The sequence below is a fragment of the Micromonospora maritima genome (assembly GCF_902825405.1).
Taxonomy (GTDB): Bacteria; Actinomycetota; Actinomycetes; order Mycobacteriales; family Micromonosporaceae; genus Micromonospora; species Micromonospora maritima.
This window is the reverse complement of sequence record NZ_CADEAU010000013.1, coordinates 1-26,911: the sequence shown is the minus strand read 5'-3', so window position 1 is coordinate 26,911 and position 26,911 is coordinate 1. Positions and strand designations below refer to the sequence as shown.

Here is a 26,911-nt window from a genome sequence, read left to right as displayed (position 1 = left end):
GACGCGCCCCGGCCGGCCGGTCGGCTGCCCCGACCTCGCCGAGGCCGGCCACGGCCCGGCGTGGTGGCGGCCCCGACCCGGCCGGCCGGGCTGCGTAAACGTTGGCTGCTCGCCGGATTCGCGGCGGTGCTCGTCGCGTTGGTGGCCGGCGTCTCGCTCGGTCCGGTCAACCTGCCGCCCGGCAGCGTCGCGGCCGAACTGCTCAACCTGCTGCCCGGAGTGCACCTGGACAGCGGGCTCACCGAGCGGGAGGTCGCCATCGTCGTCGAGCTGCGGCTGCCCCGGGTCGTCCTCGGGCTGCTCGTCGGCGCGCTGCTCGCCCTGGCCGGCGGCTGCTACCAGGGCGTCTTCCGCAACCCGCTGGCCGACCCGTACCTGCTCGGCGTGGCCGCCGGGGCCGGGTTCGCGGTCACCGTGGCGATCGTGCTCGGCGCCGGGGCCGGCGGCGCGCTGACCGGGCTGCCGGTCACCATCCCGCTCGCCGCGTTCGTCGGCTCGCTCGGCGCGGTCGTGCTGACGTACCTGCTGGGCGCAGCCGGCGGGCGGGACCGCTCCCCGGCCGCCCTGATCCTGGCCGGGGTGGCGGTCTCGGCGTTCTTCTCCGCCGGGCAGACCTACCTGCTGCAACAGCACTCCGACACCATCCAGCAGGTCTACTCCTGGCTGCTCGGACGGCTGGCCACCGCCGGCTGGCACGACGTGTGGCTGGTCCTGCCCTACTTCGTGCTCACCGCCGTGGTGGTGCTGCTGCACCGGCGCGAGCTGGACGTGCTCTCCGTCGGCGACGACGAGGCGGCCAGCCTCGGGCTGCACCCGCAGCGCTCCCGCTACCTGCTGATCGCCGCCGCCTCGCTCGGCACCGCCGCCGCCGTGTCCGCGTCCGGCCTGATCGGCTTCGTCGGCATCATCGTGCCGCACACCGTCCGGCTGCTCGCCGGCGCCAGCCACCGGGTGATCCTGCCGCTGTCGATGCTCTTCGGCGGCGCGTTCCTCGCCCTGACCGACGTGGTCGCCCGCACCGCCGCCGCCCCGGCCGAGATCCCGATCGGCGTGGTCACCGCCGTGCTCGGCGGCCCGTTCTTCGTCCTGATCCTGCGTACCGCCCGCCGGGTCGGGCAATGAGCCCGGGTCTGCGACCCCCGCGGCCGCACCCCGGGGAGGCCGGGCCCGCCGCCGCGGTGCGGGTCCGGGACCTGCGGGTCGAGCTGGGTGGCAGCCCGATCCTGGCCGGCGTCGACCTCACCGTCGCGGTGGGCGAGTGGGTCACCGTCATCGGACCCAACGGCGCCGGCAAGTCGACCCTGCTGCGCGCCGTCGGCGGCCTGCTCGCCGGCGACGGCGAGGTCTCCCTCTTCGGTACGCCGATCCGCGCGCTGCGCCGCCGCGACCGGGCCCGGGTGGTGGCCACCGTGGCGCAGTCCCCGGTGGTGCCGGCCGGCATGTCGGTCTTCGACTACGTGCTGCTCGGGCGCACCCCGTACATCCCGCCGCTGGGCCGCGAGTCGGCCGCCGACCTCGCCACCGTCCACGACGTGCTGGACGGGCTGGACCTGGGCGGATTCGGCCGGCGTGAGCTGGCCACCCTGTCCGGCGGGGAGCGGCAGCGCGTCTTCCTCGCCCGGGCCCTGGCCCAGGGCGCCACGCTGCTGCTGCTCGACGAGCCGACGAGCGCGTTGGACATCGGGCACCAGCAGGAGGTGCTGGAACTGGTCGACCAGCTCCGCCGGGAGCACGACCTGACCGTGCTCGCCACCATGCACGACCTCTCCATCGCCGGCGAGTACGCCGACCGCCTCGTCCTGCTCGCCGACGGCCGGGTGGCCGCGGCCGGCCCGCCCGAGGAGGTGCTCACCGAGTCGCTCCTGGCCCGCCACTACCGCGCCCACGTGCGCGTCATCCCCGGTCCGCACGGGCCGCACGTGGTCCCGCTCCGCCGGCGGTAGAAGGAAGGGCCCCTTCTTAACGCCTCCGGTAGAGGAGGGGCCCCCTTTTAACGCCACCTGTTAAGAGGGGGCCCCTCCTTACACGCGGGCGGTCAGCGGAGGGCGGAGACGGAGAAGAGTGCGCCCCCGGGGTCGCGGAGGGCGGCGGAGCGGCCGGCCGGGTTGTCGCGGGGCGGGACGAGGATGGTGCCGCCCAGTTCGGCGGCCCGGGCCGCCGTGGCGTCCGCGTCCGCCACCGCGAAGTAGACCGTCCAGTACGCCGGCAGGTCGGCCGGCAGCGGCTCCGCCTGCGGCAGCATGCCGGCGACGATGCGGGCGCCGCAGCGCCACCCGACGTAGGGGACCGGCCCGGTCGGTCGTTCCTCGGCGTGCCAGCCGAACACCAGCGCGTAGAACTCCCGCGCGCCCTCCGGGTCGGGGGTGACCAGTTCGTTCCAGCACATGGCGCCGGGCGCGTTGAACAACTCCGCGCCGCGCATCGCCATCGGCTGCCAGACGCTGAACACCGCGCCGGCCGGGTCGGCGAGCACCGCCATCCGGCCCTGCCCGGCGACGTCGAACGGGGAGACCACCACCTGACCGCCGGCCGCCTCCACCCGGGTGGCCACCAGATCGGCGTCGTCGGTCGCCACGTACGTCGACCAGATCGGCACCTGGTCCGGTGTGGCGGGCGGGCCGGCGCCGGCGACGGCCCTGCCGTCCTTGAGGAAGACCGTGTAGCCGCCGGCGTCCGGCTCGGTCGAGACCCGCCCGGTCCAGCCGAACAGCTGCGGGTAGAACCGTCTCGCGTCCTCCAGGCCGGGGGTGGCCAGGTCGGTCCAGCAGGGCGTGCCGGGCTCGACGCCGTTCACGGTTGCCCCTCTCGCCGGGGCGGCCCCCACTGGCCCGCCTGCCGGCATCGTGGCACCGTCGGATCGACCCCCGGGCCGGAACCGGACAAAAGGTCAGCTGAAGCGGCGACCCTCGTCCCGCCGGTATGCCCAACCGGCCACCGCGGCGAGCGCCACCACCCAGACCACGAGCATCACCAGCGCCCGGGGATCCGGCCGCCAGTCGGTGACCGCCGCCCACATCAGCTCGACGGCGCCCCGGGTCGGCAGATAGGGGGCGATCGCCTTGATGAAGCCGGGCGCGTCGTCCGGCCCGGAGAGCAGGCCGCCGCCGAACGCGAGCGGGAAGAAGACCACCTGCGCCACCACGATCGCCGCCTTGCTCGGCAGGGAGTAGCCGATCGAGAGGCCGAGCAGCGTGAACGGCACCGAGATCACCGCGACCGCGCCGAGCCCGAGCAGGAACTGCGGCGCGGTCACCCGGGCCGCGGTCGCCACCGCGGCGATCACCACCACCGGAACCATCGACAGGTACGTCAGCACCAGGCCGGCCAGGATCCGCCCGGCCAGCCGCGGTGCCGACCCGGCCGGCAGGGTCCGGGTGTACGGGTTCCAGGGCTGGTCGCGGTCCTCGGCGACGCCCACGCCGTACTGGAAGATGTTGGCGCTCATCACCGCGAACGTGACCATGGCGGCGGTGGCGTAGGTGGCCCCGGCGGAGTCGTCCCCGGCGAACGGCACCACGAAGAAGAGCATCGCGGCGGCGGGGAAGAACGCGCTGCCGACCACCGCCACCGGGATCCGGAGGATCTCCAGGAGCTGGTAGCGGGCGTGGACGAGGGCGAGCGGCACGGCGGTCTCCTAGGCGGGGGTGGGCGCGGGCCGGTCTTCGGCCGTGATGGCGAGGAACGCCTCCTCCAGCGAGGTGGGGCGGACCTCCAGGTCGCGGAACGCCACGCCGGCGGCGACCAGGTCCCGCACGAGCTGGTCGGCGTCGGTGGTGAGCAGGTGCACCCGCCCGTCGACGCGCTCGGTGGCGACCACCCCGGGCAGCGCCGGCAGGTCGTCGGCGACCAGGCTGACCCGGCGTACGCCGACGATGCCGCGCACGGCCGCGACCGAGTCGTCGGCGAGCACCCGCCCGTGGCCGATCACCACCACGCGCTGCGCGAGCGCCTCCACCTCCTCCAGGTAGTGGCTGCTCAGCAGCACCGTGCCGCCCTCGGCGTGGAAACCGCGGATCGCCTCCCAGAGCGCGTGCCGCGCCTCCACGTCCAACCCGGTGGTCGGCTCGTCCAGCACCACCAGCCGGGGCCGGCCGACGAAGGCCAGCGCCACCGCCAGCCGGCGACGTTGGCCACCGGACAGACCGCCGGTCTGCCGGCGCGCCTGGTCGGCGAGGCCGAACCGGTCGAGCAGCTCACCCCGGGGCACCGGGTCGGGGAAGTGCCGGGAGACGAAGTCGACCACCTCGCCGACCCGCAACGTGCCGGGCAGGCCGGTCTCCTGCGGGGTCACCCCGAGCTGTCGCCGGCTGGCCGGGTCGCGCGGGTCGCCGCCGAACAGCGCGAGCCGCCCGGCCGTGGGGCGGCGCAGCCCCACCAGCAGGTTGATCAGGGTGCTCTTGCCGGCGCCGTTCGGGCCGAGCAGGCCGACCAGCTCCCCGGCCCGGACGGTCAGGTCGACCCGGTCCAACGCCAGCACCTCGCCGTAGCGGCGACTCACCTGTTCGGCGCGGGCCAGGATCATCGGCGGACTCCTCGGGCGGAAGGAAGGTGCCTCCTCTGTCTACCGTGTCCACGCCAGTCGCACCGCCCCGTGCCGGGGGGTGCGCGTCACCCGGTCCGGGCCGACGGCCGCCACGGCCACGACCGATACTGAGCCGATGGACGAGACCAGCTACCGCGACCGGATCGACCGCCTCGTCGAGCCGGGCGAACGCGTGCTGGCGCATGCGAAGGCCGGGCCCGCGCACGGCGCCCAGCCGGCCCCGCCACCGGACCCGGCGACGCCGGAAACGCCCGCCGGGCGGGTGCACGTCGGGGCGGTGGTGTCGAACCTGATCTCCCCGCTCGTCGCCTGGGACCGGGGCGACCGGTTGGTGGACCGGTTGGTCTGGGGCGTCGCCGGGCGCGGGGCAGCCGGGTCCACCGCGTCCCGGCTGTGTCACGCGCTGAACCCGCCCAACCCGGAGCTGGCCGTCCGCGACGTCGTGCTGGCGGTCACCGACCGGCGACTCCTGGCCTGCCTGAGCGGCCCGATGAGGGTGCTGTCCAGCCGCGAGGACGACGAGCGGGCCGTGGCGCGGACCGCGGTCGTCCGGTCGGTGCCGCGCGCCGAGGTCGCCTCGGCCCGGGTGGGCTGGCACCGGCTCAACCCGAAACGGCTGCGCGTCGACTTCACCGACGGCTCGTGGCTGGCCTTCACCGTGCCGATCGCCGAGTCGGGTCGCCCGCTGCGCGGGATCGCCGCCGCCCTGTCCGCCTGACCGGCCGCCCGCGTCAGCCGGCCAGTGGCGCGGGCAGCGGCTCGCGGTGCAGCACCGCCAGCCGGGACACGGCCCGGGTCAGCACCACGTAGAGGCGGTGCAGCCCACGCGGCTCGGCGGCCACGATCGCGGCCGGCTCGACAACCACCACGTGGTCGTACTCCAGGCCCTTGACGAGCGTCGCCGGCACCACGGTGACCCGCGCCGCGGCCTCGACGTCGTCGGCGGTCGCGGTCTCGACGCCCGCGTCGGCGAGCGCCGCGCGGAGCCGGTCGACCGCGTCGTCGGCGGCGATCACACCGACCGAGCCGTCGTGCGCGAGCGCCGCCCGCACCTCCGCCACCGTCGCGGCCGTCAGGTCCTCGGCGGTACGCACGTCGAGCGCGCCGTCGTGGCGCAGCGACCGGGCCGGGGGTACGTCGACGGCGAGCGCCGGCAGCAGCCGGTTCGCGAACGCCACCACGGCGGCCGGCACCCGGAAGCCGACGCTCAGCGGCACCACCGCCGCGTCCGGCTTGCCCAGGTGCGCCAGGGATTCGCGCCAGTCGGTGGCCGCCCAGGGCGCGGTGCCCTGGGCCAGGTCGCCGAGGAGCGTGATCGAGCCGTGCTCGCTGCGCCGGGCGATGGCCCGGCACTGCATCGGGGAGAGGTCCTGCGCCTCGTCGACCACCACGTGCCCGAAGCCGGCGGGCCGCTCCAGCAGCCCGGCCACCTCGTCGACGAGCACCGCGTCGGCGGCGGTCCACCGGGTCGCCTTGGCGGTGCGGCCGACCTTGCCGGAGCGGAACAACTCCTGCTCCTCGGGCGTGAGCAGGCCGTCCGCAGCGGCGGCGAGCGCGTCCGCGTCGGTGCGCAGCCGGTGCAGCAGCCCGTCCGGGGTGAGCGCCGGCCAGACCGCGTCGAGCAGGTCGGTGACCGGCTTGATCCGGCCCATCCGGCGCAGCCAGGCGTCGCTCGGTGACTCCGCCCGGCGCGCCTCCGCCTGCCGTTGCAGCAGGCCCACCACCCGCGCCCGGACCCGTTCCCGGCCGACGGCGTAGGGCAGCCCCTCCCGCCGCGTCTCGGCGACCAGCCGGTGCAGCGGGTCGAGCCCGATCCGCCAGCGGAACGAGCCGTCCGAGACCATGATCGGCTCGGTCGGCGTACCGATGTGGGCGTCGACGGCCCGGCGCAGCACCTCGGCCATCCGCACGTCGTGCTTGAGCGCGGCGGCGGCCGGCTCGTCGACCGCACGGACCGGCACCCGCGTGACCAGGTCCTCGACGGTGGCCTGTTCGACCTCGACCTCGCCGAGCGCGGGCAGCACCGCCGCGATGTACGACAGGAACGCCCGGTTCGGCCCGACGATCAGCACGCCGGAGCGGCGCAGCCGCTCCCGGTGCAGGTAGAGCAGGTACGCGGCGCGGTGCAGCCCGACCGCCGTCTTGCCGGTGCCCGGCGCGCCCTGGACGCAGATCGAGTCGGCCAGGTCGGCCCGGACCAGCTCGTCCTGCTCGGGCTGGATGGTGGCGACGATGTCCCGCATCGGGCCGACGCGGGGGCGCTCGATCTCGGCGGTGAGGATCCGGCTGGCGGTGCCGAGTTCCTCACCCCGGTCCAGGTGCTCGTCCTCGAAACTGGTCAGGACGCCGGCGCTGAACCCGAACCGGCGGCGTACCGCGACGCCCTGCGGGTCACGGGCGCTGGCCCGGTAGAACGACCGGGAGACCGGGGCCCGCCAGTCCAGCACCAGCGGCTCGCCCCGCTCGTCGGTGACGTGCCGCCGCCCGACGTGGTAGTCCCGCCCGGCGTGGTCCGGGTCCGCCGCGCCGAAGTCGAGCCGGCCGAAGAAGAGCGGGGTGGTGGGGTCGTCGGCCAGCTCCTTGACCCGGCGGGCCATGTGCCGGCCGAGCTGCTCGGCGGTGTACGCGTCGCCAGCCACCTTGTCGCCGGTGGCGAAGAGCGCCTCGGCGCGTTCCCGCATCCGGCGCAACGCGGCGCGGGACGTGTCCAGGTGGGCGCGTTCGGCGGCGAGGTCGGCGTCGAGGGTGGTGCCGTCTTCCAGTTCTGTTGCGGGCACTGTGAACTCCCAAGGCTCAACATGATGCTCGCTCGCGTGTCCGGGGCGGTTGGCCTGCTCCCGGCGCGGGGACGTCCGCTGCGGTGCGTGCTCACCGCGGCCGTCGGGCGGCCGTCCACGTTACGGCGCTCCGGACGCCTGCACCACCGGTTTACGGCAGGCGTCGCCGCTCTCGGTGGCACCCTCAAGCTGATCGCCGACTTCGGCGACGAGCAGCTCAAGGTGGCTTGACGCCTGCTCTGCGGCGGTCAGCGATGCGCGGGTCCCCGCCCGGCCGGCCTGGAGGACGGTCGGTAGAGCAGGTCGACGACGTCGCGGCGCTGTTGGCTGATGCTCCAGTCGCTGACCTGGGTCAGGTCGACGGTGACGCGCAGGGTGCCAACTCGTCCGGGGGCGAGTTCGCCGAGCACCTCGCCTCGCGGCGACACCACCATGCTGGGGCAGTGCTGGGCCGGGTCGGCGACGTTCACGGCGAAGACGAAGCGCTGGTTCTCGGCGGCACGACTGATCAGGTGGCTCCGCCAGAGGCCGGGCGGGGCTTCGGGACTCGCCGCGTTGGTCAGGAAGACGAACGCGCCCACACCGGCGCGCGCGAGGTACTGCCACTGCTCGGGGTAACGGATCTCCCGGCAGAGTTGCACGCCGACTCCCAGCCCTCCCTCGGGCAGGGTGAGCGTGAGTGTGGGCAGTTCGTCACCGGCCCGCAGGACGTCCCGCTCGTTCATCGCCAGATTGATCTTCCGGTAGGTCCACCGCCCGCCGTCCGGCGCGAAGTAGAGGGCGGTGTTCCACCAGGCGCCGCCCTCGCGCAACAGGGAGCCGCAGAAGAGGTGGACGGCGTTCTTGCGGGCGAGTGCGGCCAGCCGGGAGATGCCCCGTTCGAGAGCGTCGAGGTCGAGATGCGCCAGGGGGGACAGGTCCGGGGCGTACCCGGAGAGAGCGCCCTCGGGCAGGAGCACGATGTCGCCGGGCCGGGCGCTGGCCACGACCTCGGCGATGCCGGTGAGGTTGCGGGCGAGATCCCAACCGGTGGGGACCTGGCCGATGACGACGGACGTCCGCATGGTCGGTGCCCTTTCGACGGTGATCGGAAAGCCTAGGGGTCGCTGTGCCGGCGCGTCGTCCCCGAATGCCGGCGGGGACCTGCGGGCGGCAATCATGGAGGCATGACGGAGGCGCGGCCCGAGCGGCGCCGGGTGACGATCAGCGACCCGCAGGTGATGCGGGCGCTCGCTCACCCGGCCCGTATGGCGATCATGGAACACCTCAGCGCGGTGGAGGGCGGGGTGACCGCGACGGAGTGCGCCGAGATCGCCGGCCTGTCGCCGAGCGCGACCAGCTACCACCTGCGCGAGCTGGCGAAGTTCGGCCTGGTGCGGGAGGCGCCGGGTCGAGGTGACGCGCGGGAGCGGGTGTGGGAGGCGGTGAACGCCTCGTACTCGGTCGACGCGGGGCCGGACGCCGACCCGGACACGCGCGCGGCCGAGGCGGCGCTGGTCGAGGCGCACCTGGTGCGCGACGCCCAGCGGGTCCGGGACTGGTTGCGCCGCGCGCCGGACGAGCCGCGCGAGTGGTACGAGGCGACCTGGCTCAGCGACAGCGTGCTGCTGCTGACCGCCGAGGAGCTGGTCGAGGTCAACCAGGCGGTCCAGGAGCTGATCGCGCCCTATCGGCAGCGGGCCCGGACCGATCCGCCGGCGGGGGTCCGCAAGGTCGCGATGCAGTACCGGGCGATGCCCATCGACTGATCCGGGAGTCTTGCGCGCCACAGGTGTGAAGGAATATTTTCGAAGTATGTCCTTCACATCTGGTGGCTCACGCTGGTCCGACGTCTGGCTGGCGACCGCCGCCCGGGGCGTCTCCAGCTGCGGCGACTTCCTCGCGGCCACGGCGCTGACGCTCGCGCTCCAGTCCGCCGGGGCCGGCGGCCTGGCCGTCTCCGGGCTGCTGCTCGCCGCCACCCTGCCGTTGGTCGCGCTCGCCCCGCTGACCGGCCGCCTCGCCGACCGGGTGGACAGCCGCGTCCTGCTGGTCACCGCCGGCCTGGTCCAGGCGGGGATCTGCGTGGCGCTCGCGTACGCCCGGGACCCCTTTCTCGTCATCGCGCTGGTGGCACTGCTCGCCACCGGGCTCGCGGTCACCCAGCCCGTGCTCGCCGCGCTGGTGCCGGTGATGGTCCGACCCGCCGACCTGCCCCGGGCCGGCGCGCTCAACCAGACCGCCGGCACCCTGGGTGCGCTGGCCGGGCCCGCGCTGGCCGGGCTGCTCGTCGGCCAGTTCGGCACCCGGGTGCCGCTGCTCGTCGACGCCGGTACCTACCTCGCGCTGGTGGTGGCCGGGCTGCTCATCCGTACCCGACGGGGTGGGCGTGGATCGACGGCGCCCGGCGTCGCGGCGGCGGTCACGCCCGCGTGGCGGCTGCGTCGCGACCCGCTGCTGCTGGTGATGGTCGGCAGCGTCGCCGCGGTGGTCGGCGCGGTCGGGGCGATCAACGTGATCGAGGTCTTCTTCATCCGGGAGACGCTGCACAGCACCACCACCGTCTACGGGCTGGTCACCGGCGCGTGGACGCTGGGCATCGTGGTCGGCGCCTGGGTGTTCGCCCGGGTCGCCCGCCGGCTCGCCGACGACGGCGCGCTGCTCGGGGCCGGGCTGGTGCTGCTCGGCGGCTGCTGCCTGGCGGTGCTCGTCTCGGCGGCGGTGCCGGTGGCGTGGCTGCTCGTGCCGGTCTGGCTGCTGGGCGGCGTGGCCAACGGCGGCAACAACGTCTTCGACCAGCTGTTGCTGGCGCGCCGGGTGCCGGAGGAGGCCCGGGGCCGGGCGTTCGCGGTCTTCGGCGCGGCGGTGCAGGGCGCCGGGATGGGCGGCTTCCTGGTCGGCGGCCTGCTCCTGGAGGTGGCCGGGCCCCGACCGCTGGTCGCCGGCTGCGGGGTGGTCGGCCTGCTGGTGGTCGTCGCGCTGGCCGGTCCGGTCCGCCGGGCGGTACGCGCCGACCGCGCCGCCACCCCCGCCGCCGCGCCGTCCCCGGCGGGGGTGGGCGGTTAACAGGGGTCCCTTCCTCTACCGAATGCGTTAAGAGAGGGCCCCTCCTTCCCCCTGGTGCGGGATGGACCACTTACCGGCCGGCCCGTGGGGCGGGGCGGAGGTGGCGGGGATACGGTCGGGTCATGGCCGACCGCATCGCCCGCCCCCGGGTGGGGCACATCCAGTTCCTGAACTGCCTGCCCATCTACTGGGGTCTGATGCGGTCCGGCGCGCTGCTCGACGTCGACCTGCACAAGGACTCGCCGGATCGGCTCAGTGCCGACCTGGTCGCCGGTGACCTCGACATCGGCCCGATCACGCTCGTGGAGTTCCTGAAGCACGCCGACGAGCTGCTGCTCCTGCCCGACCTGGCGGTGGGCAGCGACGGCCCGGTGCTCTCGGTCAACGTGGTGTCCACGAAGCCGCTGGGTGAGCTGGACGGCGCCCGGGTGGCGCTGGGCTCCACCTCGCGTACCGGGGTGCTGCTGGCCCAGCTGCTGCTCGCCGAGCGGCACGGGGTGCGCCCGGAATACTTCCGCTGTCCGCCGGACCTGACCCAGATGCTGCTGGAGGCGGACGCCGGGGTGCTGATCGGGGACGTGGCGCTGCGCGCGCTCTACGAGGCGCCCGCGAAGGGCCTCGACGTGACCGACCTGGGCCAGGCCTGGCACGACTGGACCGGGCTGCCGATGGTGTTCGCCGTCTGGGCGGTCCGCCGGGAGTTCGCCGCCGCCCACCCGGGCCTGGTCAAGGAGGTGCACGAGGCGTTCCTGCGCTCGCGCGACCTGTGCCTGGCCGAGCTGGACCAGGTCGCCGAGGCGGCGGCCCGCTGGGAGCCGTTCGACGCGGACACCCTGGCCACCTACTTCCGTACGCTCGACTTCTCGCTGGGCGAGCGGCAGGTGGCCGGGCTGCGCGAGTTCGCCCGCCGGGCGGCCGCGTACGGCGAGGTGCCGGCGTTGCCGGCGGGCGGCCCGCAGTTCTTCCAGGGCTGAGCGCCCGGGGCGCGGGTCAGGTCGCGGGGCGCAGCAGCGCCTCGGTGATCTGCTCGCAGGCCTTCATCCCGTAGTCCCACCCGCCGACGCTGAACGGGCTCTTGACCATCACGCCCATGGTCCAGGTGTCGCCGATCGCCAGGCAGTTGACGTGGTATTCCTTCTCCTTCTGCCGGTCGATCCAGCCGTTCTTGATGGCGATCTTCTTCTGCTCGGCGGCGGGGAACGCCTTGCGGATGCCGAAGTCACCGTCGCCCCGGACCAGTCGCATCTCGTTGAGCAGCCACTTCGTCCACTTCGGTCCGGCGGCCCGGCCGTCGTCGATGCAGAGTCCGAGCCGAGCGGTGTCCCGGGGAGAGAGCAGCGTCCGGCTCCAGCCGCCGTCGGCGGCGACCTTGCTGTCGGTCAGTTTGCAGATCGAGATGAGCCGCTTGATCGAGGCCGCACTGCCCACGCTCTCGTAGAACTCCTGGGCGCGGGTGTTGTCGCTGTCCCGGATGATCTTCGTGGCGTCGGCCAGCCTGGCGTCGCTCGGGGTCTTGCCGCCCTCGGCGCTGCGCCGCAGGTAGTCGGCGACCACCCACGCCTTGATCAGGGACGCGGTGGTGCTGGTCTCGCCCATGTTCTTCGAGCCGATGATCTTCCCGGTCCGCTTGTCCAGCACGGACCAGGCGTACCAGCCCTTGAGGTCGAGGTTCTCGAGGTCCTGGGCCGCGAACGGCAACGGCGCGAGCGACGGCGACGGTGCGGGCTCGGGCCGGGCGTCGCGGCCGGTGGGCTGGCTCGTCGACCGGTCCGCGGCCACGTCGGGGTGGCTGGTGGAGGTCGTCCGCAACGGCGAGCCGGGCACCAGTCGCAACGAGAGGACCAGCAGGCCGACCAGGGCCACGGCCACGGCGCTGAACGCCAGCGGCCGGCGATGGCTGCCGGGCCGGCGGCGGGCGCCGGCCATCAGAGCTTCCCGACGGGTTGCTGCGGCACCTTGAGTGCCGCGCCCGGCTGCGGGGTGACGAGCTGCGTGGCGACGCTCGCGCACACCTTCGAGCCGTACGACAGGCCGGCGCTGCCCGGGTAGCGCATCATCACCGCGAGACTCCACTTGTCGGTGACCGCCAGGCAGTTGACGTGCCAGTTGTTGTCGTAGAAGAGCTGGGTCCAGCCGTTCTTGATGTGCACCGGGCCCTGGGCCTTGATCGAGGCGGGCAGGCCGTCCACGATGCCCCACTTGCCGCCGCCGGACTTCGCCTGCTGGCTCTTGATGCTGCCCCGGACGTTGGCCATCTCGTCGAGCACCCACTTGGTCCACTTGGGGCCCGCGGCCTTGCCGTCGGCGATGCAGTCGCCGAGCCGCACCGCGTCCCGGGGGGACATCTGGGTGAAGCTCCACCAGCCCAGGTAGTCGGGCACGGTGCCGGCCCGGGTGTCGGTCAGCCCGCAGATCTTCACGGCGCGCTGGAGCACCGGGTTCAGCTTGTTGCCCGGCTGCGGCTTGTAGGAGCCGCCGGCTGCCCGGTAGACCATGTTCGCGCCGTCGTCGTTGCTGTCCCGGATGGCGACGCTGGCCGCCTTCTTCAGCGCGGCGGTCGGCTCCTTGTCGCCGAGCTGGCGCAGGTAGTCCGAGACGATCCAGGTCTTCAGCATCGACTCGGTGGAGCTGGTCCGGGTCATGTTCTTCGCGCCGGTGATCGTGCCGGTGGCCCGGTCCATGAGCGCCCAGGAGAAGAACTCGCCCTTGAAGTTCACCGAGACCGGGGCGTCGGCGAGCGTCGGGGGCGGCGGCGCGGTCGGGCTCGGCGCCGGAACCTGCTGGCCGCCGCCGACGCCGCCGAGGCCGCTTCCGCCGTCGCCGCCGGAGAGCTTCGCGTACGCGGCGGGGACCAGCATGACGCCGCCGATGAGGACCGCCACGATGGCGAGCACCATGGTCACGCGAGGTCGCATGAGTGGGTGAGCTCCAGATGTCTGGCCGGGGGGACCGGCGCTTCCGCATGTCTTCGGCCCCATCGCCGCAAGGCCGGGGGACGGTGGCCTGAGCTGTGGCGATCAACGGCAGCCGATCGGTGTGCCGGGGGAAGTCTACTTCCGGACCGGCCGTATGCCAGATGCCGACACCCGTCGACTCGCCGGGTGGGCGGGACATTGACCCGCTATGCCGCCCTTGGGGGGTTTCATCTTCGGCAAGTGGTCGACCTCACACGAGTTTTCCCAGCTCAGTGCTGACCACGTGGGGCGTCCGCGCGGTCACGCAAGGTGGCCACGGAATCCTGTTACACCCTCTGGTGTCATGCGTCGCGAGCTGTAACACTGGCCTCATGTATGGCAATGACTTCGCCCCGCCCGAGGACGGTCCGGGCGGCGGCCTGCTCGGCGAGGTGGAGGCCGCGGAGGCGGCGCTGCGCGAGGCGGCGGCGCGGGCCCGGCGCGCCGGTCCGGCACCGGACGAGGACGTCGAGGCGTACTTCGCCGACGTCATCGGCGCGGACCAGAAGATCGAGCCCCGGGACTGGATGCCCGAGGCGTACCGCAGGACGCTGATCCGGCAGATCGCCCAGCACGCGCACTCCGAGATCATCGGGATGCAGCCGGAGGGCAACTGGATCAGCCGGGCGCCGTCGCTCAAGCGCAAGGCCATCCTGCTGGCCAAGGTGCAGGACGAGGCCGGCCACGGCCTCTACCTCTACGCCGCCGCGGAGACGCTCGGCATCAGCCGGGACGAGCTGGTGGACCTGCTGCTCGACGGCCGGCAGAAGTACAGCTCGATCTTCAACTACCCGACCCTCACCTGGGCCGACGTCGGCGCCATCGGCTGGCTGGTGGACGGCGCGGCGATCGTCAACCAGGTGCCGCTGTGCCGCTGCTCCTACGGGCCGTACGCCCGGGCCATGATCCGGGTCTGCAAGGAGGAGTCGTTCCACCAGCGTCAGGGCTACGAGATCCTGCACACGCTGGCGCACGGCACCCCGGCCCAGAAGGCGATGGCCCAGGACGCGCTGGACCGCTGGTGGTACCCCTCCCTGGCCATGTTCGGCCCGCCGGACGGCGACTCGACGCACAGCGCGCAGTCCATGGCCTGGAAGATCAAGCGGTTCTCCAACGACGACCTGCGCCAGCGCTTCGTCGACATGTGCGTCGGCCAGGCCGAGGTGCTGGGCCTGACCATCCCGGACCCGGACCTGCGCTGGAACGACGAGCGGCAGGCGTACGACTACACCCAGCCCGACTACGCCGAGCTGATGCGGGTCATCAAGGGCGACGGGCCGTGCAACCGGGAGCGGATGACGCACCGGCGACGGGCCCACACCGACGGCGCCTGGGTACGGGAGGCCGCCGCGGCGTACGCCGCGAAGCGGGCCGACAGGAAGAAGGAGAAGGTCGCCGCATGAGTACCGAACTCACCCCGCTGTGGGAGGTCTTCGTGCGGGCCCGGCGCGGCCTGTCGCACACCCACGTCGGCAGCCTGCACGCGCCCGACGCGGAGCTTGCCCTGCGCAACGCCCGCGACCTCTACACCCGCCGCCAGGAGGGCGTCTCCATCTGGGTGGTGCCGGCCGGCGCGATCACCGCGTCCAGCCCGGACGAGAAGGACGCGTTCTTCGACCCGGCGGCCGACAAGGTCTACCGCCACCCGACGTTCTACGAGGTGCCGGACGGGGTGGCCCACCTGTGAGCCTGTTCGACTTCACGCTCGGCCTCGGTGACGACGCGCTGGTCGCGGCGCAGCGGCTCGGCGAGTGGACCTCCCGCGCACCGGAGATGGAGGAGGACGTCGCGCTCGCCAACATCGCCCTCGACCAGCTCGGCGCGGCGCGGCTGCTGCTCACGTACGCGGGCGAGCTGGAGGGCGCCGGTCGGGACGAGGACGACCTGGCCTATCTGCGCGACGACCGCGAGTTCCGCAACTGCCTGCTGGTCGAGCTGCCCAACGGCGACTTCGGCGTGACCATGGCGAAGCTGTTCTTCCTGGCGGCGTACCAGTCGCCGCTCTACACGGCGCTGGCCGGCTGCGCGGACGAGCGGCTCGCGGCGGTCGGCGCGAAGGCGCGCAAGGAGTCGGCGTACCACCTGGACCACGCCGCGCTCTGGGTGAAGCGCCTCGGCGACGGCACCGACGAGTCGCACCGTCGCATGCAGGACGCGGTGGACCAGGTCTGGCCGTACGTGCACGAGCTGTTCGTCCCGGACCCGGCGGCGCCGGTCGACCCGGCCACCCTGCGGGCCGACTTCGACGCCACCGTGGCCGCCGTGCTGGACGAGGCCACGCTGACCCGCCCGGAGACGAGCTGGACGCCGGGCGGTGGCCGCGACGGCGTGCACACCGAGCACCTGTCCTACCTGCTGGCCGAGATGCAGGTGCTGCACCGCGCCCACCCCGGAGCCAACTGGTGAGCGACGTCCGGGCGGCCGTGGCGGCGGTGGTGGATCCGGAGATCCGGGTCATCACCATCGACGAGCTGGGCATCCTGCGCGCGGTCGAGGAGGAGCCGGGCACCGGTCGGGTGCTGGTCACCATCACCCCCACCTACACCGGCTGCCCGGCCATGGACGTGATCCGCGCGGACATCCGCCGCGCCCTCGCCGCGGCCGGTCACCCGGACGCCGAGGTCCGTACGGTCTACAGCCCGGCCTGGAGCACCGACTGGATCTCCGACACCGGCCGGGCGAAGCTCGCCGCCGCCGGCATCGCGCCGCCGGCCCCGCGCGGCGACGACACCGTGGTGCCGCTGACCCTGGCGGTCCGCTGCCCCCGGTGCGGATCGCCGGACACCACGCAGGTCAGCCGGTTCGGCTCCACCGCGTGCAAGGCGTTGTGGCGCTGCCGTTCCTGCTCCGAACCCTTCGACCACCTGAAGGCGCTGTGACTGTCACCATCACCCGGCCGGTCCGTCGCCGGCCGGTCTTCCACCCGTTGCCCGTCGCCGCCGTGGACCGGCTCACCGACGACTCGGTGTCGATCACGTTCGCGGTGCCCGAGGAGCTGCGGGAGACGTTCGCGTTCTCCGCCGGGCAGCACCTCACGGTCCGGCGTCCGGCGAGCGCCGGCGACCCGGAGGCCGGTGAGGCGCGACGGTCGTACTCGATCTGCTCCACGCCGGACGAGCTGGCCCGGCACGGCCGGTTGCGGATCGGGGTGCGTGAGGTCCCGGGCGGGGCCTTCTCCGCGTACGCCTGCGGCGCGCTGCGCGGCGGCGACACCGTCGAGGTGCTGCCGCCGCTGGGGCACTTCACCTCCGCGTTCGCCCCGGACCGGGTCCGGCGGTACGGCGCGGTGGTGGCCGGCTCCGGCATCACCCCGGTGCTCGGCCTGGTCGCGACCGCGCTGGCCGTCGAGCCGGAGAGCACCTTCACCCTGGTGTACGGCAACCGCACGGCGAACACGGTGATGTTCGCCGAGGAGCTGGCCGACCTGAAGGACCGCTATCCGACCCGGCTGCACCTGGTGCACGTGTTGTCCCGGGAGATGGGGGAGTCGGCGCTGCTGTCCGGGCGGATCGACGCCGACCGGCTGACCCGGCTGCTGGACACCGTCGTCCCCGGTGACGAGATCGAGGAGTGGTTCCTCTGCGGCCCGTACGGGATGGTGGTGGACGCCAAGGCGGTGCTGGCCGGTCGCGGCGTGCCCGACTCGGCGGTGCACACCGAGCTGTTCCACGTGGACGCCCCGCCGGAGCCGGTGCGTCGGGAGACCGACCGACCGGGCGTCGGCGCCGAGGTGACGATCCTGCTGGACGGGCGCTCGTCGAGCTTCACCATGGCTCGGGACGAGCGGGTGCTGGACGCGGCCCTACGGGTGCGTAGTGAGCTGCCCTACGCCTGCAAGGGTGGGGTCTGCTCGACCTGTCGGGCCAAGGTGACGTCCGGTGAGGTGATCATGGCGCGCAACTACGCCCTGGAGCCGGACGAGGTCGCCGCCGGTTACGTGTTGACCTGCCAGTCCAGCCCGGTCACGGACGAGCTGACCGTCGACTACGACGCGTGACACGTAGAGCGGTGCGTTCTGCACTTGCCGGTGGCCCGGCAGGCTGCCACGGGGTTCGTCGCCCTTCGTGACCTACGACCGGCGGCTGCTGGAGGCGGCCAAGGACGGTGGGACTGCCGTGGCGAGCCCAGGGCTGGCCTGGCCCGGCGGTGGGGTCCTCGTCACCGGTGCAGGAGTGGCGTATCCGCCGCCGGACCCGCGACGTAGGCTCGGGGATGTGACGGCGAACCGGGAGATCGACGACATCCTGCAACGCGGCGCGGACGGCGGGCGGATCACGCCCGAGGAGGCCCTGCTGCTCTACACCGACGCGCCCTTCCACGCGCTGGGCGAGGCGGCCGACGCGGTCCGGCGCCGCCGCTACCCGGACAACATCGTCACGTACCTGATCGACCGCAACATCAACTACACGAACGTCTGCGTGACGGCGTGCAAGTTCTGCGCGTTCTACCGGGCGCCCAAGCACTCCGAGGGCTGGACCCACCCGACCGAGGAGATCCTGCGTCGCTGCGGCGAGGCGGTCGAGCTGGGCGCCACCCAGGTCATGCTCCAGGGCGGGCACCACCCGGACTACGGCGTGGAGTACTACGAGGAGCTGTTCTCCTCGGTCAAGAAGGCCTACCCGCAGCTCGCCATCCACTCGATCGGCCCGAGCGAGATCCTGCACATGGCGAAGGTCTCCGGCGTGAGCCTGGACGAGGCCATCGCCCGGATCAAGGTCGCCGGCCTGGACTCGATCGCCGGCGCCGGCGCCGAGATGCTGCCGGACCGGCCGCGCAAGGCGATCGCGCCGCTGAAGGAGTCCGGGGCCCGCTGGCTGGAGGTCATGGAGCTGGCGCACCGGCAGGGCCTGGAGTCGACCGCCACCATGATGATGGGCACCGGCGAGACCAACGCCGAGCGGATCGAGCACCTGCGGATGATCCGCGACGTGCAGGACCGCACCGGCGGCTTCCGGGCCTTCATCCCGTGGACCTACCAGCCGGAGAACAACCACCTGAAGGGCCGCACCCAGGCGACCACGCTGGAATACCTGCGGTTGGTCGCGGTGGCCCGGCTCTTCTTCGAGACGGTGCCGCACCTCCAGGCGTCCTGGCTGACCACCGGCAAGGACGTGGGCCAGCTCGCGCTGCACATGGGCGTCGACGACCTCGGTTCGATCATGCTGGAGGAGAACGTCATCTCCTCGGCCGGCGCCCGGCACCGGTCCAACCTGCACGAGCTGATCGGCATGATCCGCTCGGCGGACCGGATCCCCGCCCAGCGCGACACGCTCTACCGTCGGCTCGCGGTGCACCACACGCCCGCCGACGACCCGAGCGACGACCGGGTGGTGTCGCACTTCTCGTCGATCGCGCTGCCCGGGGGCGGCGTCGGGAAGTCGCTGCCGCTGGTCGAGGTGAACTGAGCCTCCACCTTTCGGCCGGACGGTCCACCCGTTTCCGGTGAAGCTTCGGCGCGGCTCTCGACGGCCCCGGCGACGGGCCGCTAACGTGCCCGCTCGGCACCGTCCATCAGGGCCGCGAGCTGCCAGGTAACAGGTCGGCGGCGACCCGGTCGAGCACGGTTCCAGGGGCCGTCGCGGCGGCTACGCTGTCGGCGTCCGGCGGACCGTCGTCCTCCATCGGCCCATGAGGGCCGTTCACATAACGCACCGCGGCAAGGGCGGGATGGGTGACCATCCCGCCCTTGCTGTCGATAGCGGTCGGTGGGAATTGCAACCGTACGGCGCTGGCGCGTCGATGCGTCGCTCCGGTACCGTCCGTTCGTTCCGTGCCCGATCGGCACGTCCCTACCCCCGGGGGAACCATGACCTTCCGATACCGCTCCACGCTGGCCCGCGCCGGCGTGGTGGCCCTGCTCTCCACCGCCGCGCCGGTCGCGTTCGGCGGGCCGGCGCAGGCGGCCGACCTGGCCGACCTCGTCCTCGCCCCGATCAGCACCGGGCTGGCCAGGGGCGTCGAGGCGGCCCAGGCCAAGCCGGTCAAGTTCACCGTCACCAACGTCGGCACCGCCACCGCCAAGGACGTCAGCGTCCGGGTCAAGGTGGACGATCTCAACCCGAAGCGGGTGGGCTACCTGCTCCCGGCAGGCTGCCGGGTGGTCTCCCCGCAGCTCTTCGACTGCCTCCTGGGCGACGTCCCGGCCGGCACCAGCGAGGACTTCGGCATCCCGCTGTTCAGCACCGGCGGCAAGGGGAACGGCGGCGTGCTGACCGTCGGCGTCTCCACCACCACTCCACAGCCGAACACCGCCGACGACATCGTCGAGCTGCCGATCCGGGTGACCAAGCCGGGCTACGACCTCACCGCCTGGGTGCAGGACATCCAGGACAACGTCGTGGTCAACGGCGCGGTGCGGGACGAGCCGGACCTGAAGCCGGTGCGCCGGGGCAGGACGGTCCCGCTGGACTGGGCGGCCTACAACCACGGCAGCCAGCCGGCCACCGGCGTCGTCTACGGTCTCACGCTGCCCGCCGGGGTCGCCTTCGTCGACCTGCCGGAGGGCTGCGTACGCCAGGAGGTGCTGGGCAAGCAGCAGGCCGTCTGCGAGGACCAGGGCGCGGTGATCCGGCCCGGCCAGTACTACACCGCCGGGGTCACCGTGCGCGTCGGCGACGACGTGACCGAGACCGTGCTGCACGAGGGCGACTTCTTCGCCTACGGTCTGGACCGCGCCGAGGGCGCGCCGGAGGAGGCGCCCAAGGCGGCCAGCCAGGCGCAGCGACGCACCTTCGCCGAGGTCGACGAGTTGGACAACCACACCATCTTCGAGGCCTTCGTCGACCTGTCCGCCGAGCCCACGCCCGGTCCCAGCGGCACGCCGCAGCCGACCCCGACCGCCGAGCCGACCCCGAGCGGTGGCGCGACCGCGGTCCCGACCCCGACCGCCGGTGGCGGCAGCGGCGGCGGCTCCGGTGACGGCGGCCTCCCGGTGACCGGTGTGCAGGTCGGCCTGATCGGCGGCATCGGCGCGCTCGTCCTCGCCGCCGGCGCGGCGCTGATGATGCTGTCCCGGCGCCGCAAGGTGGTCCTGGTCGCCCCGTCCGAGGAGCGCACCGGGGACTGACCGGAGACGGACGCCGCACGAGGGCGGGGTGGGTGACCACCCCGCCCTCGTCGCGTACCCGGGGGGAGCGGAGGCCGGCGTGGCTGGCAGAGTGGAGGGGTGAGCCGTACCCCGCAGGGCCAGCGCGCCAGCCTGGACAAGCAGCCGCACGAGGTCGCCGCCATGTTCGACGGTGTGGCGGCCCGCTACGACCTGACCAACACCGTGCTCTCCTTCGGGCAGGACCGGTCCTGGCGGCGGGCCACCCGGGCGGCGCTCGGCCTGCGCCCCGGCGAACGGGTGCTCGACGTGGGCGCCGGCACCGGGGTGTCGACCGAGGAACTGGCCCACTCCGGGGCGTACGCGGTCGGCGCCGACCTGTCGCTGGGCATGCTGCACGCCGGCAAGCGCACCCGCCCGGCGGTGCCGCTGCTGGCCGGGGACGCGCTGCGGCTGCCGTTCGCCGACGCCAGCTTCGACGCGGTGACCATCTCGTTCGCGCTGCGCAACGTGAGCGACACCGACGCCGCGCTGCGCGAGCTGGCCCGGGTGACCCGGCCGGGCGGGCGGCTGGTGGTCTGCGAGTTCTCCACACCGGTCAACCCGGCGTTCCGCACCGTCTACCTGTCGTACCTGATGCGCTCGCTGCCGGCCGTGGCCCGCGCGGTGTCGAGCAACCCCGACGCCTACGTCTACCTCGCGGAGTCGATCCGGGCGTGGCCGGACCAGGCTGCCCTGGCCGCGCGGATCGGTGCGGCCGGGTGGGGCCGGGTGGCCTGGCGCAACCTGACCGGCGGCGTCGTCGCGCTGCACCGCGCCGTCCGGGACTGATCCCTCGGTCGGTGCGAACCGACCATTTCGTGAATATCCGGTTCCGGTCTACTTTGTCCCGTAGGCTCGCCCCCATGACGGGATCGGACCAGGTCGCCACGGACGACGACGCCGCAGAGCTGATCGCCCAGCTCAGGGAGTTGGCCGGGGCCGATCCCGCGGACGTTCGTCAGGTCGTGGCCGAGGTGCTGGCCGCGTTGGACCGCGCGGCCGGGGGCGCGCTGCGCGACCACCTGCCCGAGGCGATCCGGCTCGACGCCGGGCTGGGGCCGGCGGCGTCGGCCCGCCCGTGACCGATATCCACACTCTTACCCGCGGGTTTCCGTGAAGTTAGGCACCCCTGGTCGCATACAGGTGTAACGCCGGTCATAGACTCCAACCCGATCGGCTTGTGAAGCATTTCACGAGCATGCGGGAGGAGGCGCGGATGACCGCGGTGGAGAACGACGCCGACGTCATCGTTGTGGGCGCCGGTCCCGGAGGATCGGCCACGGCGTACCACCTGGCGCGGCACGGCGTACGCGTGCTGCTGCTGGAGAAGACGGAATTTCCCCGGGAGAAGGTCTGCGGCGACGGGCTCACGCCCCGCGCCGTGCGGCAGCTGATCCGGATGGGCGTGGACACCTCGCCCGAGGCCGGCTGGCTGCACAACAAGGGCCTGCGGGTGATCGGTGGCGGGGTACGCCTGGAACTGGACTGGCCCGACCTGGCCAGCTTCCCCAACTACGGTCTGGTCCGGACCCGGCTCGACTTCGACGACCTGCTCGCCCAGCGGGCCGTCGCCGCCGGCGCGAAGCTGCGCACCGGCGTGAACGTCCTGACCCCGGTGCTCGACGCGGACGACCGGGTGATCGGCGTGCAGGCCGAGGTCGGCCCGGACAAGGAGCCGGCCACCTTCCACGCGCCGCTCGTGGTCGCCGCCGACGGCGTCTCCGGCCGCTTCCCGCTCGCGCTCGGGCTGGCCAAGCGGGAGGACCGGCCGATCGGCGTCGCGGTCCGCCGCTACTACCGCTCGCCGGCCAAGCACGACGACGACTACCTGGAGTCCTGGCTGGAGCTGCGGGCCAAGGGCAACGACGCGTTGCTGCCCGGCTACGGCTGGATCTTCGGCCTCGGCGACGGCCGGGTGAACGTCGGGCTGGGCGTGCTCAACTCCTCCTCGGCGTTCGGCAAGACGAACTACCGCAGGCTGCTCACCGACTGGCTGGCCAACACCCCCGAGGACTGGGGGATGACCGACGAGGCCAACGCCGAAGGGCCGATCCTCGGCGCCGCGCTGCCGATGGGCTTCAACCGGGTCCCGCACTACACCCGTGGGGTCCTGCTGGTCGGCGACTCCGGCGGCATGGTCAACCCGTTCAACGGCGAGGGCATCGCGTACGCGATGGAGTCCGGCGAGCTGGCCGCGGAGGTCGTGGTGCAGGCGCTCGCCCGGCCGGCCGGCGCGGAGCGCGAGCGGGCGCTGATGGCGTACCCGCAGGAGCTGAAGGCCCGCTTCGGCGGCTACTACCGGCTCGGCGGCATCTTCGTGAAGCTCATCGGCCGCCCCGAGGTGATGCGGATGGCCACCAAGCACGGCATGCCGCACCCGATGCTGATGCGCTTCGTGCTCAAGCTGCTGGCGAACCTGACCGACCCGCGCGGCGGGGACGCGATGGACCGGGTCATCAACGCGATGACGAAGGCGGCCCCGGCCGTGTAGGAGACGACCGACCCGGGGCCGAGTCCACGGGACGGACAGAGATCGACCCCCGCCGACCGAGGTCGTGAGGGACGTGAATAGTGTGATTTTGGCCAACCACCGAGGTCAGGGAAGGACGAGCAGGGGACAACGATGACGCTCTCTCCTTACGCACCCATCATCGGGCTGTTCGCCCTCGCCGCGGGGTTCGCGCTGTTCTCCGTGGCCGCCGCCCGATTCGCCGGCCCCCGGCGTCTGAACAAGGCCAAGCTCGAGGCGTACGAGTGTGGCATCGAGCCGAGCCCGCAGCCGGTCGGCGGCGGCCGGTTCCCGATCAAGTTCTACCTGACGGCGATGCTCTTCATCGTCTTCGACATCGAGATCATCTTCCTCTACCCCTGGGCGGTCTCCTTCGACGCCCTGCCGATCTTCGGCTTCGTGGAGATGGTCCTGTTCATCGTCGCGGTCTTCGTCGCCTACGCCTACGTCTGGCGGCGCGGCGGCCTGGACTGGGACTGAGGAGGTAGCAGATGGGCATCGAGGAGAAGCTTCCCTCCGGCGTCCTGCTGACCAGCGTCGAGAAGCTGGTCAACTGGTCGCGGAAGTCGTCCGTCTGGGGCGCCACGTTCGGCCTGGCCTGCTGCGCCATCGAGATGATGGCGGCCGGCGGTCCGCACTACGACATGGGCCGCTGGGGCATGGAGGTCTTCCGCGCCTCGCCCCGACAGGCCGACCTGATGATCGTCGCCGGCCGGGTCAGCCAGAAGATGGCCCCGGTCCTGCGGCAGATCTACGACCAGATGGCCGAGCCCCGCTGGGTCATCTCGATGGGCGTCTGCGCCAGCAGCGGCGGCATGTTCAACAACTACGCGATCGTGCAGGGCGTCGACCACGTCGTGCCTGTCGACATGTACCTGCCCGGCTGCCCGCCCCGGCCGGAGATGCTCATCGACGCGGTGCTCAAGCTCCGCGAGAAGATCATGTACGAGCCGCTGGGCCCGAACGGCCGCAAGATGCTGGAGGCCCGCAAGGAGCGCGGTGACGTGCCCGTCGTGCCGTACGGCTCGATGCCGTCGTCGTACCGCAACGACAAGGCCCGGCGCGCCGAGTGGACGAAGGCGGTCCGCGAGGGGCGCGAGGAGCAGCTGCGGATCGAGAACTGGATGAAGGCGCAGAACCACCTCCAGACGCAGGGGGGCCCGAAATGACCTCGCCGAACGACCGGAACGACGACGGCGGGGTGCCGGTACCGACCACCCCCGCCGGGGCCAGCTCGACCGCGCCCGCCGAGTACCCGCCGGCCGCGCCGGCCGGCCGGGGCATGTTCGGCAACCAGGGCACCGGTGACGTCTCCGGCTACGGCGGACTGGTCCGCCAGCGCAAGCCGATCGAGGAGGCCACCCGGCCGTACGGGAGCTACTTCGACGAGGTGCGGGACGCGCTGGAGGAGGCGTACCCGCAGTTCGGCGACGCGATCGAGAAGGTCGTGGTCGACCGGGGCGAGCTGACCCTGCACGTGCGGCCGGAGCGGATCGCCGAGGTCTGCCAGGTGATGCGCGACGACCTGTCGCTGCGCTTCGAGCTCTGCTCCTCGGTGTCCGGTGTGGACTACCTGGGCGCCGACGAGCGCCGGCTGCACGTGGTCTACCAGCTGACCTCGATGACCTACCGCCGGACGGTCCGGCTGGAGGCCGCGGTCTCCGCCGAGGACCCGCACCTGCCGAGCGTCACCGCCGTCTACCCGACCGCCGACTGGCAGGAGCGGGAGGCGTACGACATGTTCGGCATCGTCTTCGACGGCCACCCCAACCTGACCCGGATCCTCATGCCGGACGACTGGGAGGGGCACCCCCAGCGCAAGGACTACCCGCTGGGTGGCGTCCCGGTGGAGTACAAGGGCGCCGAGATCCCGCCGCCGGACCGGAGGAGGTCGTACCAGTGACCACGTCGAACTACGCGACCGAGCGCGAGACCACCGAGGGCAAGGTCTTCACCGTCACCGGTGGCGACTGGGACCAGGTGGTCTCCGGCACCGACCCGATCAACGACGAGCGGATCGTCGTCAACATGGGTCCGCAGCACCCGTCCACGCACGGCGTGCTCCGGCTGATCCTGGAGCTGGAGGGCGAGACGGTCCGCGAGGCCCGCTCGGTCGTCGGCTACCTGCACACCGGCATCGAGAAGAACCTGGAGTACCGCAACTGGGTCCAGGGCTCGACGTTCGTGACCCGGATGGACTACCTCTCGCCGATCTTCAACGAGACGGCGTACGCGCTCGCGGTGGAGAAGCTGCTCGGCGTCACCGACGAGGTGACCGAGCGGGCCACCACGATCCGGGTGCTGATGATGGAGCTGAACCGGATCTCCTCGCACCTGGTCTGGCTGGCCACCACCGGCATGGAGCTGGGCGCGATCAACATGATGCTGTACGGCTTCCGCGAGCGGGAGTACATCCTCGACATCTTCGAGACCATCACCGGCCTGCGCATGAACCACGCGTACGTGCGGCCGGGCGGCGTGGCGCAGGACGTGCCGGACGACGCGATCCGCAAGATCCGCGACTTCCTGACGCTGATGCCGAAGAAGCTCAAGGAGTACGAGAACCTGCTCTCCGGCCAGCCGATCTGGATCGAGCGCACCACGAACGTCGCGGTGCTCGACGTGACCGCCTGCCTGGCGCTCGGCGTGACCGGCCCGGTGCTCCGCTCCGCGGGCCTGGCCTGGGACCTGCGCAAGACCATGCCGTACTGCGGCTACGAGACGTACGAGTTCGACGTGCCGACGCACACCGACGGCGACGTGTGGGGCCGCTACCTGGTGCGGCTCGCGGAGATCCGCGAGTCGCTGAAGCTGGTCGAGCAGGCGCTCGACCGGTTGAAGCCGGGCCCGGTGATGGTGTCCGACAAGAAGATCGCCTGGCCGGCGCAGCTCGCCATCGGCGTCGACGGCATGGGCAACTCGCTGGAGCACGTCGCGAAGATCATGGGTCAGTCGATGGAGTCGCTGATCCACCACTTCAAGCTCGTCACCGAGGGTTTCCGGGTCCCGCCGGGCCAGGTGTACGTCGGCATCGAGTCGCCCCGCGGCGAGCTGGGCGTGCACGCGGTGTCCGACGGCGGCACCCGGCCCTACCGGGTGCACTACCGGGAACCGAGCTTCGTCAACCTCCAGGCCCTGCCGGCCATGGCCGAGGGTGGCCTGATCGCCGACGTGATCGCCGGCGGCGCCTCGCTGGACCCCGTGATGGGTGGTTGTGACCGATGAGCTTTTCCGAAACGACTCGCACCCGGGCGCGGGAGATCATCGCCCGCTACCCGGCGGACCGGTCCCGCTCGGCGCTGCTGCCGCTGCTGCACCTGGTCCAGTCCGAGGAGGGTTACGTCTCCCCGGCCGGTATCGAGTTCTGCGCCGAGGTGCTCGGGCTGAACAAGGCCCAGGTCGGCGCGGTCGCCACCTTCTACACCATGTACAAGCGCAAGCCGACCGGTGACTATCTGGTCAGCGTCTGCACCAACACGATGTGCGACGTGCTGGGCGGCCAGGCGGTCTACGACGCGCTCGCCGAGCACCTGGGCGTCGGGCACGAGGAGACCACCGCCGACGGGAAGATCACCCTGGAGCACGCCGAGTGCCTGGCGGCCTGCGACTACGGCCCGGTGATGACCGTCAACTACGACTTCTTCGACAACGTGGAGCCGCAGGGCGCGCTCGGCGTGGTGCAGGAGTTGCAGGCCGGCGGCCGGCCGATGCCGACCCGGGGCGCGCGCCTGTGCACGCTGAAGGAGATGGCGGTCCAGCTCGCCGGCTTCGCCGACGAGCGGGACGGCGCGGTGGCCGACGGCGGGCCGGGTGCGCCCAGCCTGCGCGGTCTGCGCCTGGCCGAGGAGCACGGCATCGCGGTGGCGGGCTTCGACCCGAAGACGCCGATCCGCAGCAAGGCCGAGGCCGACCGGGCCGCCGCCGAGGCCAAGGCGAAGGCCGAGGCCGAGAAGCCGTCCCCCGCGCCGGAGCCGGTGAAGGCGGCCGAGCCCGCGG

Annotated in this window: 29 protein-coding genes; 22 read left to right on the top strand and 7 right to left on the bottom strand. The window is 72.8% G+C overall.

What is annotated here, in order from left to right:
- Nucleotides 1–24 precede the first annotated feature (24 nt).
- Together HUW36_RS03510 and HUW36_RS03505 are read left to right on the top strand one after the other, a co-directional pair.
- Nucleotides 25–1,122 carry a FecCD family ABC transporter permease gene (locus HUW36_RS03510; protein WP_174526769.1) on the top strand — a complete coding sequence of 366 codons (1,098 nt, stop codon included), beginning with the start codon at nucleotides 25–27 and terminating at the stop codon, nucleotides 1,120–1,122.
- Nucleotides 1,119–1,943 (top strand): ABC transporter ATP-binding protein, encoded by an 825-nt coding sequence (locus tag HUW36_RS03505; RefSeq protein ID WP_174526760.1) that lies wholly within the window; start codon nucleotides 1,119–1,121, stop codon nucleotides 1,941–1,943. Before HUW36_RS03510 ends, HUW36_RS03505 begins: the two co-directional genes overlap by 4 nt.
- Nucleotides 1,944–2,035: 92 nt before the next feature.
- On the opposite strand, the gene HUW36_RS03500 is transcribed toward HUW36_RS03505, so the two are convergent.
- The 3 genes from HUW36_RS03500 to HUW36_RS03490 are packed head-to-tail and all read right to left on the bottom strand — an operon-like array spanning nucleotide 2,036 to nucleotide 4,522.
- The gene (locus tag HUW36_RS03500) at nucleotides 2,036–2,842 is read right to left on the bottom strand and encodes a VOC family protein (protein WP_425487213.1); all 807 of its coding nucleotides are present in this window, start codon (nucleotides 2,840–2,842) and stop codon (nucleotides 2,036–2,038) included.
- Between the two features lie 45 nt (nucleotides 2,843–2,887).
- Nucleotides 2,888–3,625 (bottom strand): ABC transporter permease, encoded by a 738-nt coding sequence (locus HUW36_RS03495; RefSeq protein ID WP_174526758.1) that lies wholly within the window; start codon nucleotides 3,623–3,625, stop codon nucleotides 2,888–2,890.
- Between the two features lie 9 nt (nucleotides 3,626–3,634).
- The gene (locus HUW36_RS03490; RefSeq protein ID WP_174526757.1) at nucleotides 3,635–4,522 is read right to left on the bottom strand and encodes an ABC transporter ATP-binding protein; all 888 of its coding nucleotides are present in this window, start codon (nucleotides 4,520–4,522) and stop codon (nucleotides 3,635–3,637) included.
- Between the two features lie 136 nt (nucleotides 4,523–4,658).
- On the opposite strand from HUW36_RS03490, the gene HUW36_RS03485 reads away from it, so the two are divergent.
- Nucleotides 4,659–5,261 carry a hypothetical protein gene (locus HUW36_RS03485; RefSeq protein WP_174526756.1) on the top strand — a complete coding sequence of 201 codons (603 nt, stop codon included), beginning with the start codon at nucleotides 4,659–4,661 and terminating at the stop codon, nucleotides 5,259–5,261.
- Between the two features lie 13 nt (nucleotides 5,262–5,274).
- On the opposite strand, the gene HUW36_RS03480 is transcribed toward HUW36_RS03485, so the two are convergent.
- Complete coding sequence (locus HUW36_RS03480; RefSeq protein ID WP_174526755.1) at nucleotides 5,275–7,320, bottom strand: HelD family protein; 2,046 nt, start codon at nucleotides 7,318–7,320, stop codon at nucleotides 5,275–5,277.
- Nucleotides 7,321–7,356: 36 nt separating this feature from the next.
- Here HUW36_RS03480 and HUW36_RS34315 point away from each other — a divergent pair, with 36 nt between their 5' ends.
- A complete protein-coding gene (locus tag HUW36_RS34315) occupies nucleotides 7,357–7,551 on the top strand; it encodes a hypothetical protein (protein WP_246247842.1) in 195 nt (64 codons plus the stop codon).
- A 17-nt stretch (nucleotides 7,552–7,568) separates the two neighbouring features.
- On the opposite strand, the gene HUW36_RS03470 is transcribed toward HUW36_RS34315, so the two are convergent.
- Nucleotides 7,569–8,384, bottom strand: coding sequence for a carbon-nitrogen hydrolase family protein (locus tag HUW36_RS03470; RefSeq protein ID WP_174526754.1), 816 nt, complete (start codon nucleotides 8,382–8,384; stop codon nucleotides 7,569–7,571).
- Nucleotides 8,385–8,486: 102 nt separating this feature from the next.
- Between HUW36_RS03470 and HUW36_RS03465 the strand changes: the two genes are divergently transcribed.
- The 3 genes from HUW36_RS03465 (at nucleotide 8,487) to HUW36_RS03455 (ending at nucleotide 11,339) form a co-directional block, all read left to right on the top strand.
- Entirely contained in the window at nucleotides 8,487–9,068 is a 582-nt protein-coding gene (locus HUW36_RS03465) for a winged helix-turn-helix domain-containing protein (RefSeq protein ID WP_174526753.1), read from the top strand.
- 46 nt (nucleotides 9,069–9,114) lie between these two features.
- Nucleotides 9,115–10,365, top strand: a complete 1,251-nt coding sequence (locus HUW36_RS03460; protein WP_174526752.1) for an MFS transporter — start codon at nucleotides 9,115–9,117, stop codon at nucleotides 10,363–10,365.
- Between the two features lie 122 nt (nucleotides 10,366–10,487).
- Nucleotides 10,488–11,339, top strand: a complete 852-nt coding sequence (locus HUW36_RS03455) for a menaquinone biosynthetic enzyme MqnA/MqnD family protein (protein ID WP_174526751.1) — start codon at nucleotides 10,488–10,490, stop codon at nucleotides 11,337–11,339.
- Between the two features lie 16 nt (nucleotides 11,340–11,355).
- Here HUW36_RS03455 and HUW36_RS03450 read toward each other — a convergent pair whose 3' ends face one another.
- Nucleotides 11,356–12,291: a serine hydrolase gene (locus HUW36_RS03450; RefSeq protein ID WP_174526750.1), complete on the bottom strand. Its 936-nt coding sequence runs from the start codon at nucleotides 12,289–12,291 to the stop codon at nucleotides 11,356–11,358.
- Nucleotides 12,291–13,280, bottom strand: coding sequence for a serine hydrolase (locus tag HUW36_RS03445; RefSeq protein WP_174526749.1), 990 nt, complete (start codon nucleotides 13,278–13,280; stop codon nucleotides 12,291–12,293). Before HUW36_RS03445 ends, HUW36_RS03450 begins: the two co-directional genes overlap by 1 nt.
- Before the next feature lie 371 nt (nucleotides 13,281–13,651).
- Between HUW36_RS03445 and paaA the strand changes: the two genes are divergently transcribed.
- The 15 genes from paaA to nuoE all read left to right on the top strand — a co-directional run.
- Nucleotides 13,652–14,722 carry a 1,2-phenylacetyl-CoA epoxidase subunit PaaA gene (gene paaA, locus HUW36_RS03440; RefSeq protein ID WP_174526748.1) on the top strand — a complete coding sequence of 357 codons (1,071 nt, stop codon included), beginning with the start codon at nucleotides 13,652–13,654 and terminating at the stop codon, nucleotides 14,720–14,722.
- On the top strand, nucleotides 14,719–15,006 hold the full coding sequence (gene paaB, locus HUW36_RS03435; protein WP_107154926.1) for a 1,2-phenylacetyl-CoA epoxidase subunit PaaB: 288 nt from the start codon (nucleotides 14,719–14,721) through the stop codon (nucleotides 15,004–15,006). Before paaA ends, paaB begins: the two co-directional genes overlap by 4 nt.
- The gene (gene paaC, locus HUW36_RS03430; RefSeq protein WP_174526747.1) at nucleotides 15,003–15,725 is read left to right on the top strand and encodes a 1,2-phenylacetyl-CoA epoxidase subunit PaaC; all 723 of its coding nucleotides are present in this window, start codon (nucleotides 15,003–15,005) and stop codon (nucleotides 15,723–15,725) included. Before paaB ends, paaC begins: the two co-directional genes overlap by 4 nt.
- Nucleotides 15,722–16,198, top strand: coding sequence for a 1,2-phenylacetyl-CoA epoxidase subunit PaaD (gene paaD, locus HUW36_RS03425; RefSeq protein WP_091565162.1), 477 nt, complete (start codon nucleotides 15,722–15,724; stop codon nucleotides 16,196–16,198). Before paaC ends, paaD begins: the two co-directional genes overlap by 4 nt.
- A complete protein-coding gene (paaE, locus tag HUW36_RS03420; RefSeq protein ID WP_174526746.1) occupies nucleotides 16,195–17,316 on the top strand; it encodes a 1,2-phenylacetyl-CoA epoxidase subunit PaaE in 1,122 nt (373 codons plus the stop codon). The genes paaD and paaE overlap by 4 nt, the downstream gene beginning before the upstream one ends.
- 217 nt (nucleotides 17,317–17,533) lie before the next feature.
- Nucleotides 17,534–18,724, top strand: a complete 1,191-nt coding sequence (gene mqnC / locus HUW36_RS03415; RefSeq protein WP_174526768.1) for a cyclic dehypoxanthinyl futalosine synthase — start codon at nucleotides 17,534–17,536, stop codon at nucleotides 18,722–18,724.
- 401 nt (nucleotides 18,725–19,125) lie between these two features.
- On the top strand, nucleotides 19,126–20,385 hold the full coding sequence (locus HUW36_RS03410) for a COG1361 family protein (RefSeq protein WP_174526745.1): 1,260 nt from the start codon (nucleotides 19,126–19,128) through the stop codon (nucleotides 20,383–20,385).
- A 99-nt stretch (nucleotides 20,386–20,484) separates the two neighbouring features.
- The gene (locus HUW36_RS03405; RefSeq protein ID WP_091565145.1) at nucleotides 20,485–21,195 is read left to right on the top strand and encodes a demethylmenaquinone methyltransferase; all 711 of its coding nucleotides are present in this window, start codon (nucleotides 20,485–20,487) and stop codon (nucleotides 21,193–21,195) included.
- Nucleotides 21,196–21,269: 74 nt separating this feature from the next.
- Complete coding sequence (locus tag HUW36_RS03400) at nucleotides 21,270–21,488, top strand: hypothetical protein (protein ID WP_174526744.1); 219 nt, start codon at nucleotides 21,270–21,272, stop codon at nucleotides 21,486–21,488.
- Between the two features lie 134 nt (nucleotides 21,489–21,622).
- The gene (locus HUW36_RS03395; RefSeq protein ID WP_174526743.1) at nucleotides 21,623–22,897 is read left to right on the top strand and encodes a geranylgeranyl reductase family protein; all 1,275 of its coding nucleotides are present in this window, start codon (nucleotides 21,623–21,625) and stop codon (nucleotides 22,895–22,897) included.
- Nucleotides 22,898–23,029: 132 nt separating this feature from the next.
- Nucleotides 23,030–23,395 carry an NADH-quinone oxidoreductase subunit A gene (locus HUW36_RS03390; protein ID WP_073834101.1) on the top strand — a complete coding sequence of 122 codons (366 nt, stop codon included), beginning with the start codon at nucleotides 23,030–23,032 and terminating at the stop codon, nucleotides 23,393–23,395.
- An 11-nt stretch (nucleotides 23,396–23,406) separates the two neighbouring features.
- Nucleotides 23,407–24,084 carry a NuoB/complex I 20 kDa subunit family protein gene (locus HUW36_RS03385; protein WP_091062855.1) on the top strand — a complete coding sequence of 226 codons (678 nt, stop codon included), beginning with the start codon at nucleotides 23,407–23,409 and terminating at the stop codon, nucleotides 24,082–24,084.
- Nucleotides 24,081–24,818 carry an NADH-quinone oxidoreductase subunit C gene (locus HUW36_RS03380; protein ID WP_174526742.1) on the top strand — a complete coding sequence of 246 codons (738 nt, stop codon included), beginning with the start codon at nucleotides 24,081–24,083 and terminating at the stop codon, nucleotides 24,816–24,818. The genes HUW36_RS03385 and HUW36_RS03380 overlap by 4 nt, the downstream gene beginning before the upstream one ends.
- The gene (locus HUW36_RS03375) at nucleotides 24,815–26,140 is read left to right on the top strand and encodes an NADH-quinone oxidoreductase subunit D (RefSeq protein ID WP_174526741.1); all 1,326 of its coding nucleotides are present in this window, start codon (nucleotides 24,815–24,817) and stop codon (nucleotides 26,138–26,140) included. Before HUW36_RS03380 ends, HUW36_RS03375 begins: the two co-directional genes overlap by 4 nt.
- Nucleotides 26,137–26,911 (top strand): NADH-quinone oxidoreductase subunit NuoE (nuoE, locus tag HUW36_RS03370; protein ID WP_174526740.1); only part of this gene is annotated, 775 nt, incomplete at its 3' end. The genes HUW36_RS03375 and nuoE, both read left to right, overlap by 4 nt.

What these genes read in the sequence shown, in the direction of transcription:
- HUW36_RS03505 (WP_174526760.1), top strand. Translation starts at nt 1,119, where the DNA reads ATGAGCCCGGGTCTGCGACCCCCGCGGCCGCACCCCGGGGAGGCCGGG.
- HUW36_RS03500 (WP_425487213.1), bottom strand. Translation starts at nt 2,842, where the DNA reads ATGCCGGCAGGCGGGCCAGTGGGGGCCGCCCCGGCGAGAGGGGCAACC.
- HUW36_RS03490 (WP_174526757.1), bottom strand. Translation starts at nt 4,522, where the DNA reads ATGATCCTGGCCCGCGCCGAACAGGTGAGTCGCCGCTACGGCGAGGTG.
- HUW36_RS03485 (WP_174526756.1), top strand. Translation starts at nt 4,659, where the DNA reads ATGGACGAGACCAGCTACCGCGACCGGATCGACCGCCTCGTCGAGCCG.
- HUW36_RS03470 (WP_174526754.1), bottom strand. Translation starts at nt 8,384, where the DNA reads ATGCGGACGTCCGTCGTCATCGGCCAGGTCCCCACCGGTTGGGATCTC.
- HUW36_RS03465 (WP_174526753.1), top strand. Translation starts at nt 8,487, where the DNA reads ATGACGGAGGCGCGGCCCGAGCGGCGCCGGGTGACGATCAGCGACCCG.
- HUW36_RS03460 (WP_174526752.1), top strand. Translation starts at nt 9,115, where the DNA reads ATGTCCTTCACATCTGGTGGCTCACGCTGGTCCGACGTCTGGCTGGCG.
- HUW36_RS03455 (WP_174526751.1), top strand. Translation starts at nt 10,488, where the DNA reads ATGGCCGACCGCATCGCCCGCCCCCGGGTGGGGCACATCCAGTTCCTG.
- HUW36_RS03450 (WP_174526750.1), bottom strand. Translation starts at nt 12,291, where the DNA reads ATGGCCGGCGCCCGCCGCCGGCCCGGCAGCCATCGCCGGCCGCTGGCG.
- HUW36_RS03445 (WP_174526749.1), bottom strand. Translation starts at nt 13,280, where the DNA reads ATGCGACCTCGCGTGACCATGGTGCTCGCCATCGTGGCGGTCCTCATC.
- paaA (WP_174526748.1), top strand. Translation starts at nt 13,652, where the DNA reads ATGTATGGCAATGACTTCGCCCCGCCCGAGGACGGTCCGGGCGGCGGC.
- paaB (WP_107154926.1), top strand. Translation starts at nt 14,719, where the DNA reads ATGAGTACCGAACTCACCCCGCTGTGGGAGGTCTTCGTGCGGGCCCGG.
- HUW36_RS03410 (WP_174526745.1), top strand. Translation starts at nt 19,126, where the DNA reads ATGACCTTCCGATACCGCTCCACGCTGGCCCGCGCCGGCGTGGTGGCC.
- HUW36_RS03400 (WP_174526744.1), top strand. Translation starts at nt 21,270, where the DNA reads ATGACGGGATCGGACCAGGTCGCCACGGACGACGACGCCGCAGAGCTG.
- HUW36_RS03395 (WP_174526743.1), top strand. Translation starts at nt 21,623, where the DNA reads ATGACCGCGGTGGAGAACGACGCCGACGTCATCGTTGTGGGCGCCGGT.
- HUW36_RS03390 (WP_073834101.1), top strand. Translation starts at nt 23,030, where the DNA reads ATGACGCTCTCTCCTTACGCACCCATCATCGGGCTGTTCGCCCTCGCC.
- HUW36_RS03385 (WP_091062855.1), top strand. Translation starts at nt 23,407, where the DNA reads ATGGGCATCGAGGAGAAGCTTCCCTCCGGCGTCCTGCTGACCAGCGTC.
- HUW36_RS03380 (WP_174526742.1), top strand. Translation starts at nt 24,081, where the DNA reads ATGACCTCGCCGAACGACCGGAACGACGACGGCGGGGTGCCGGTACCG.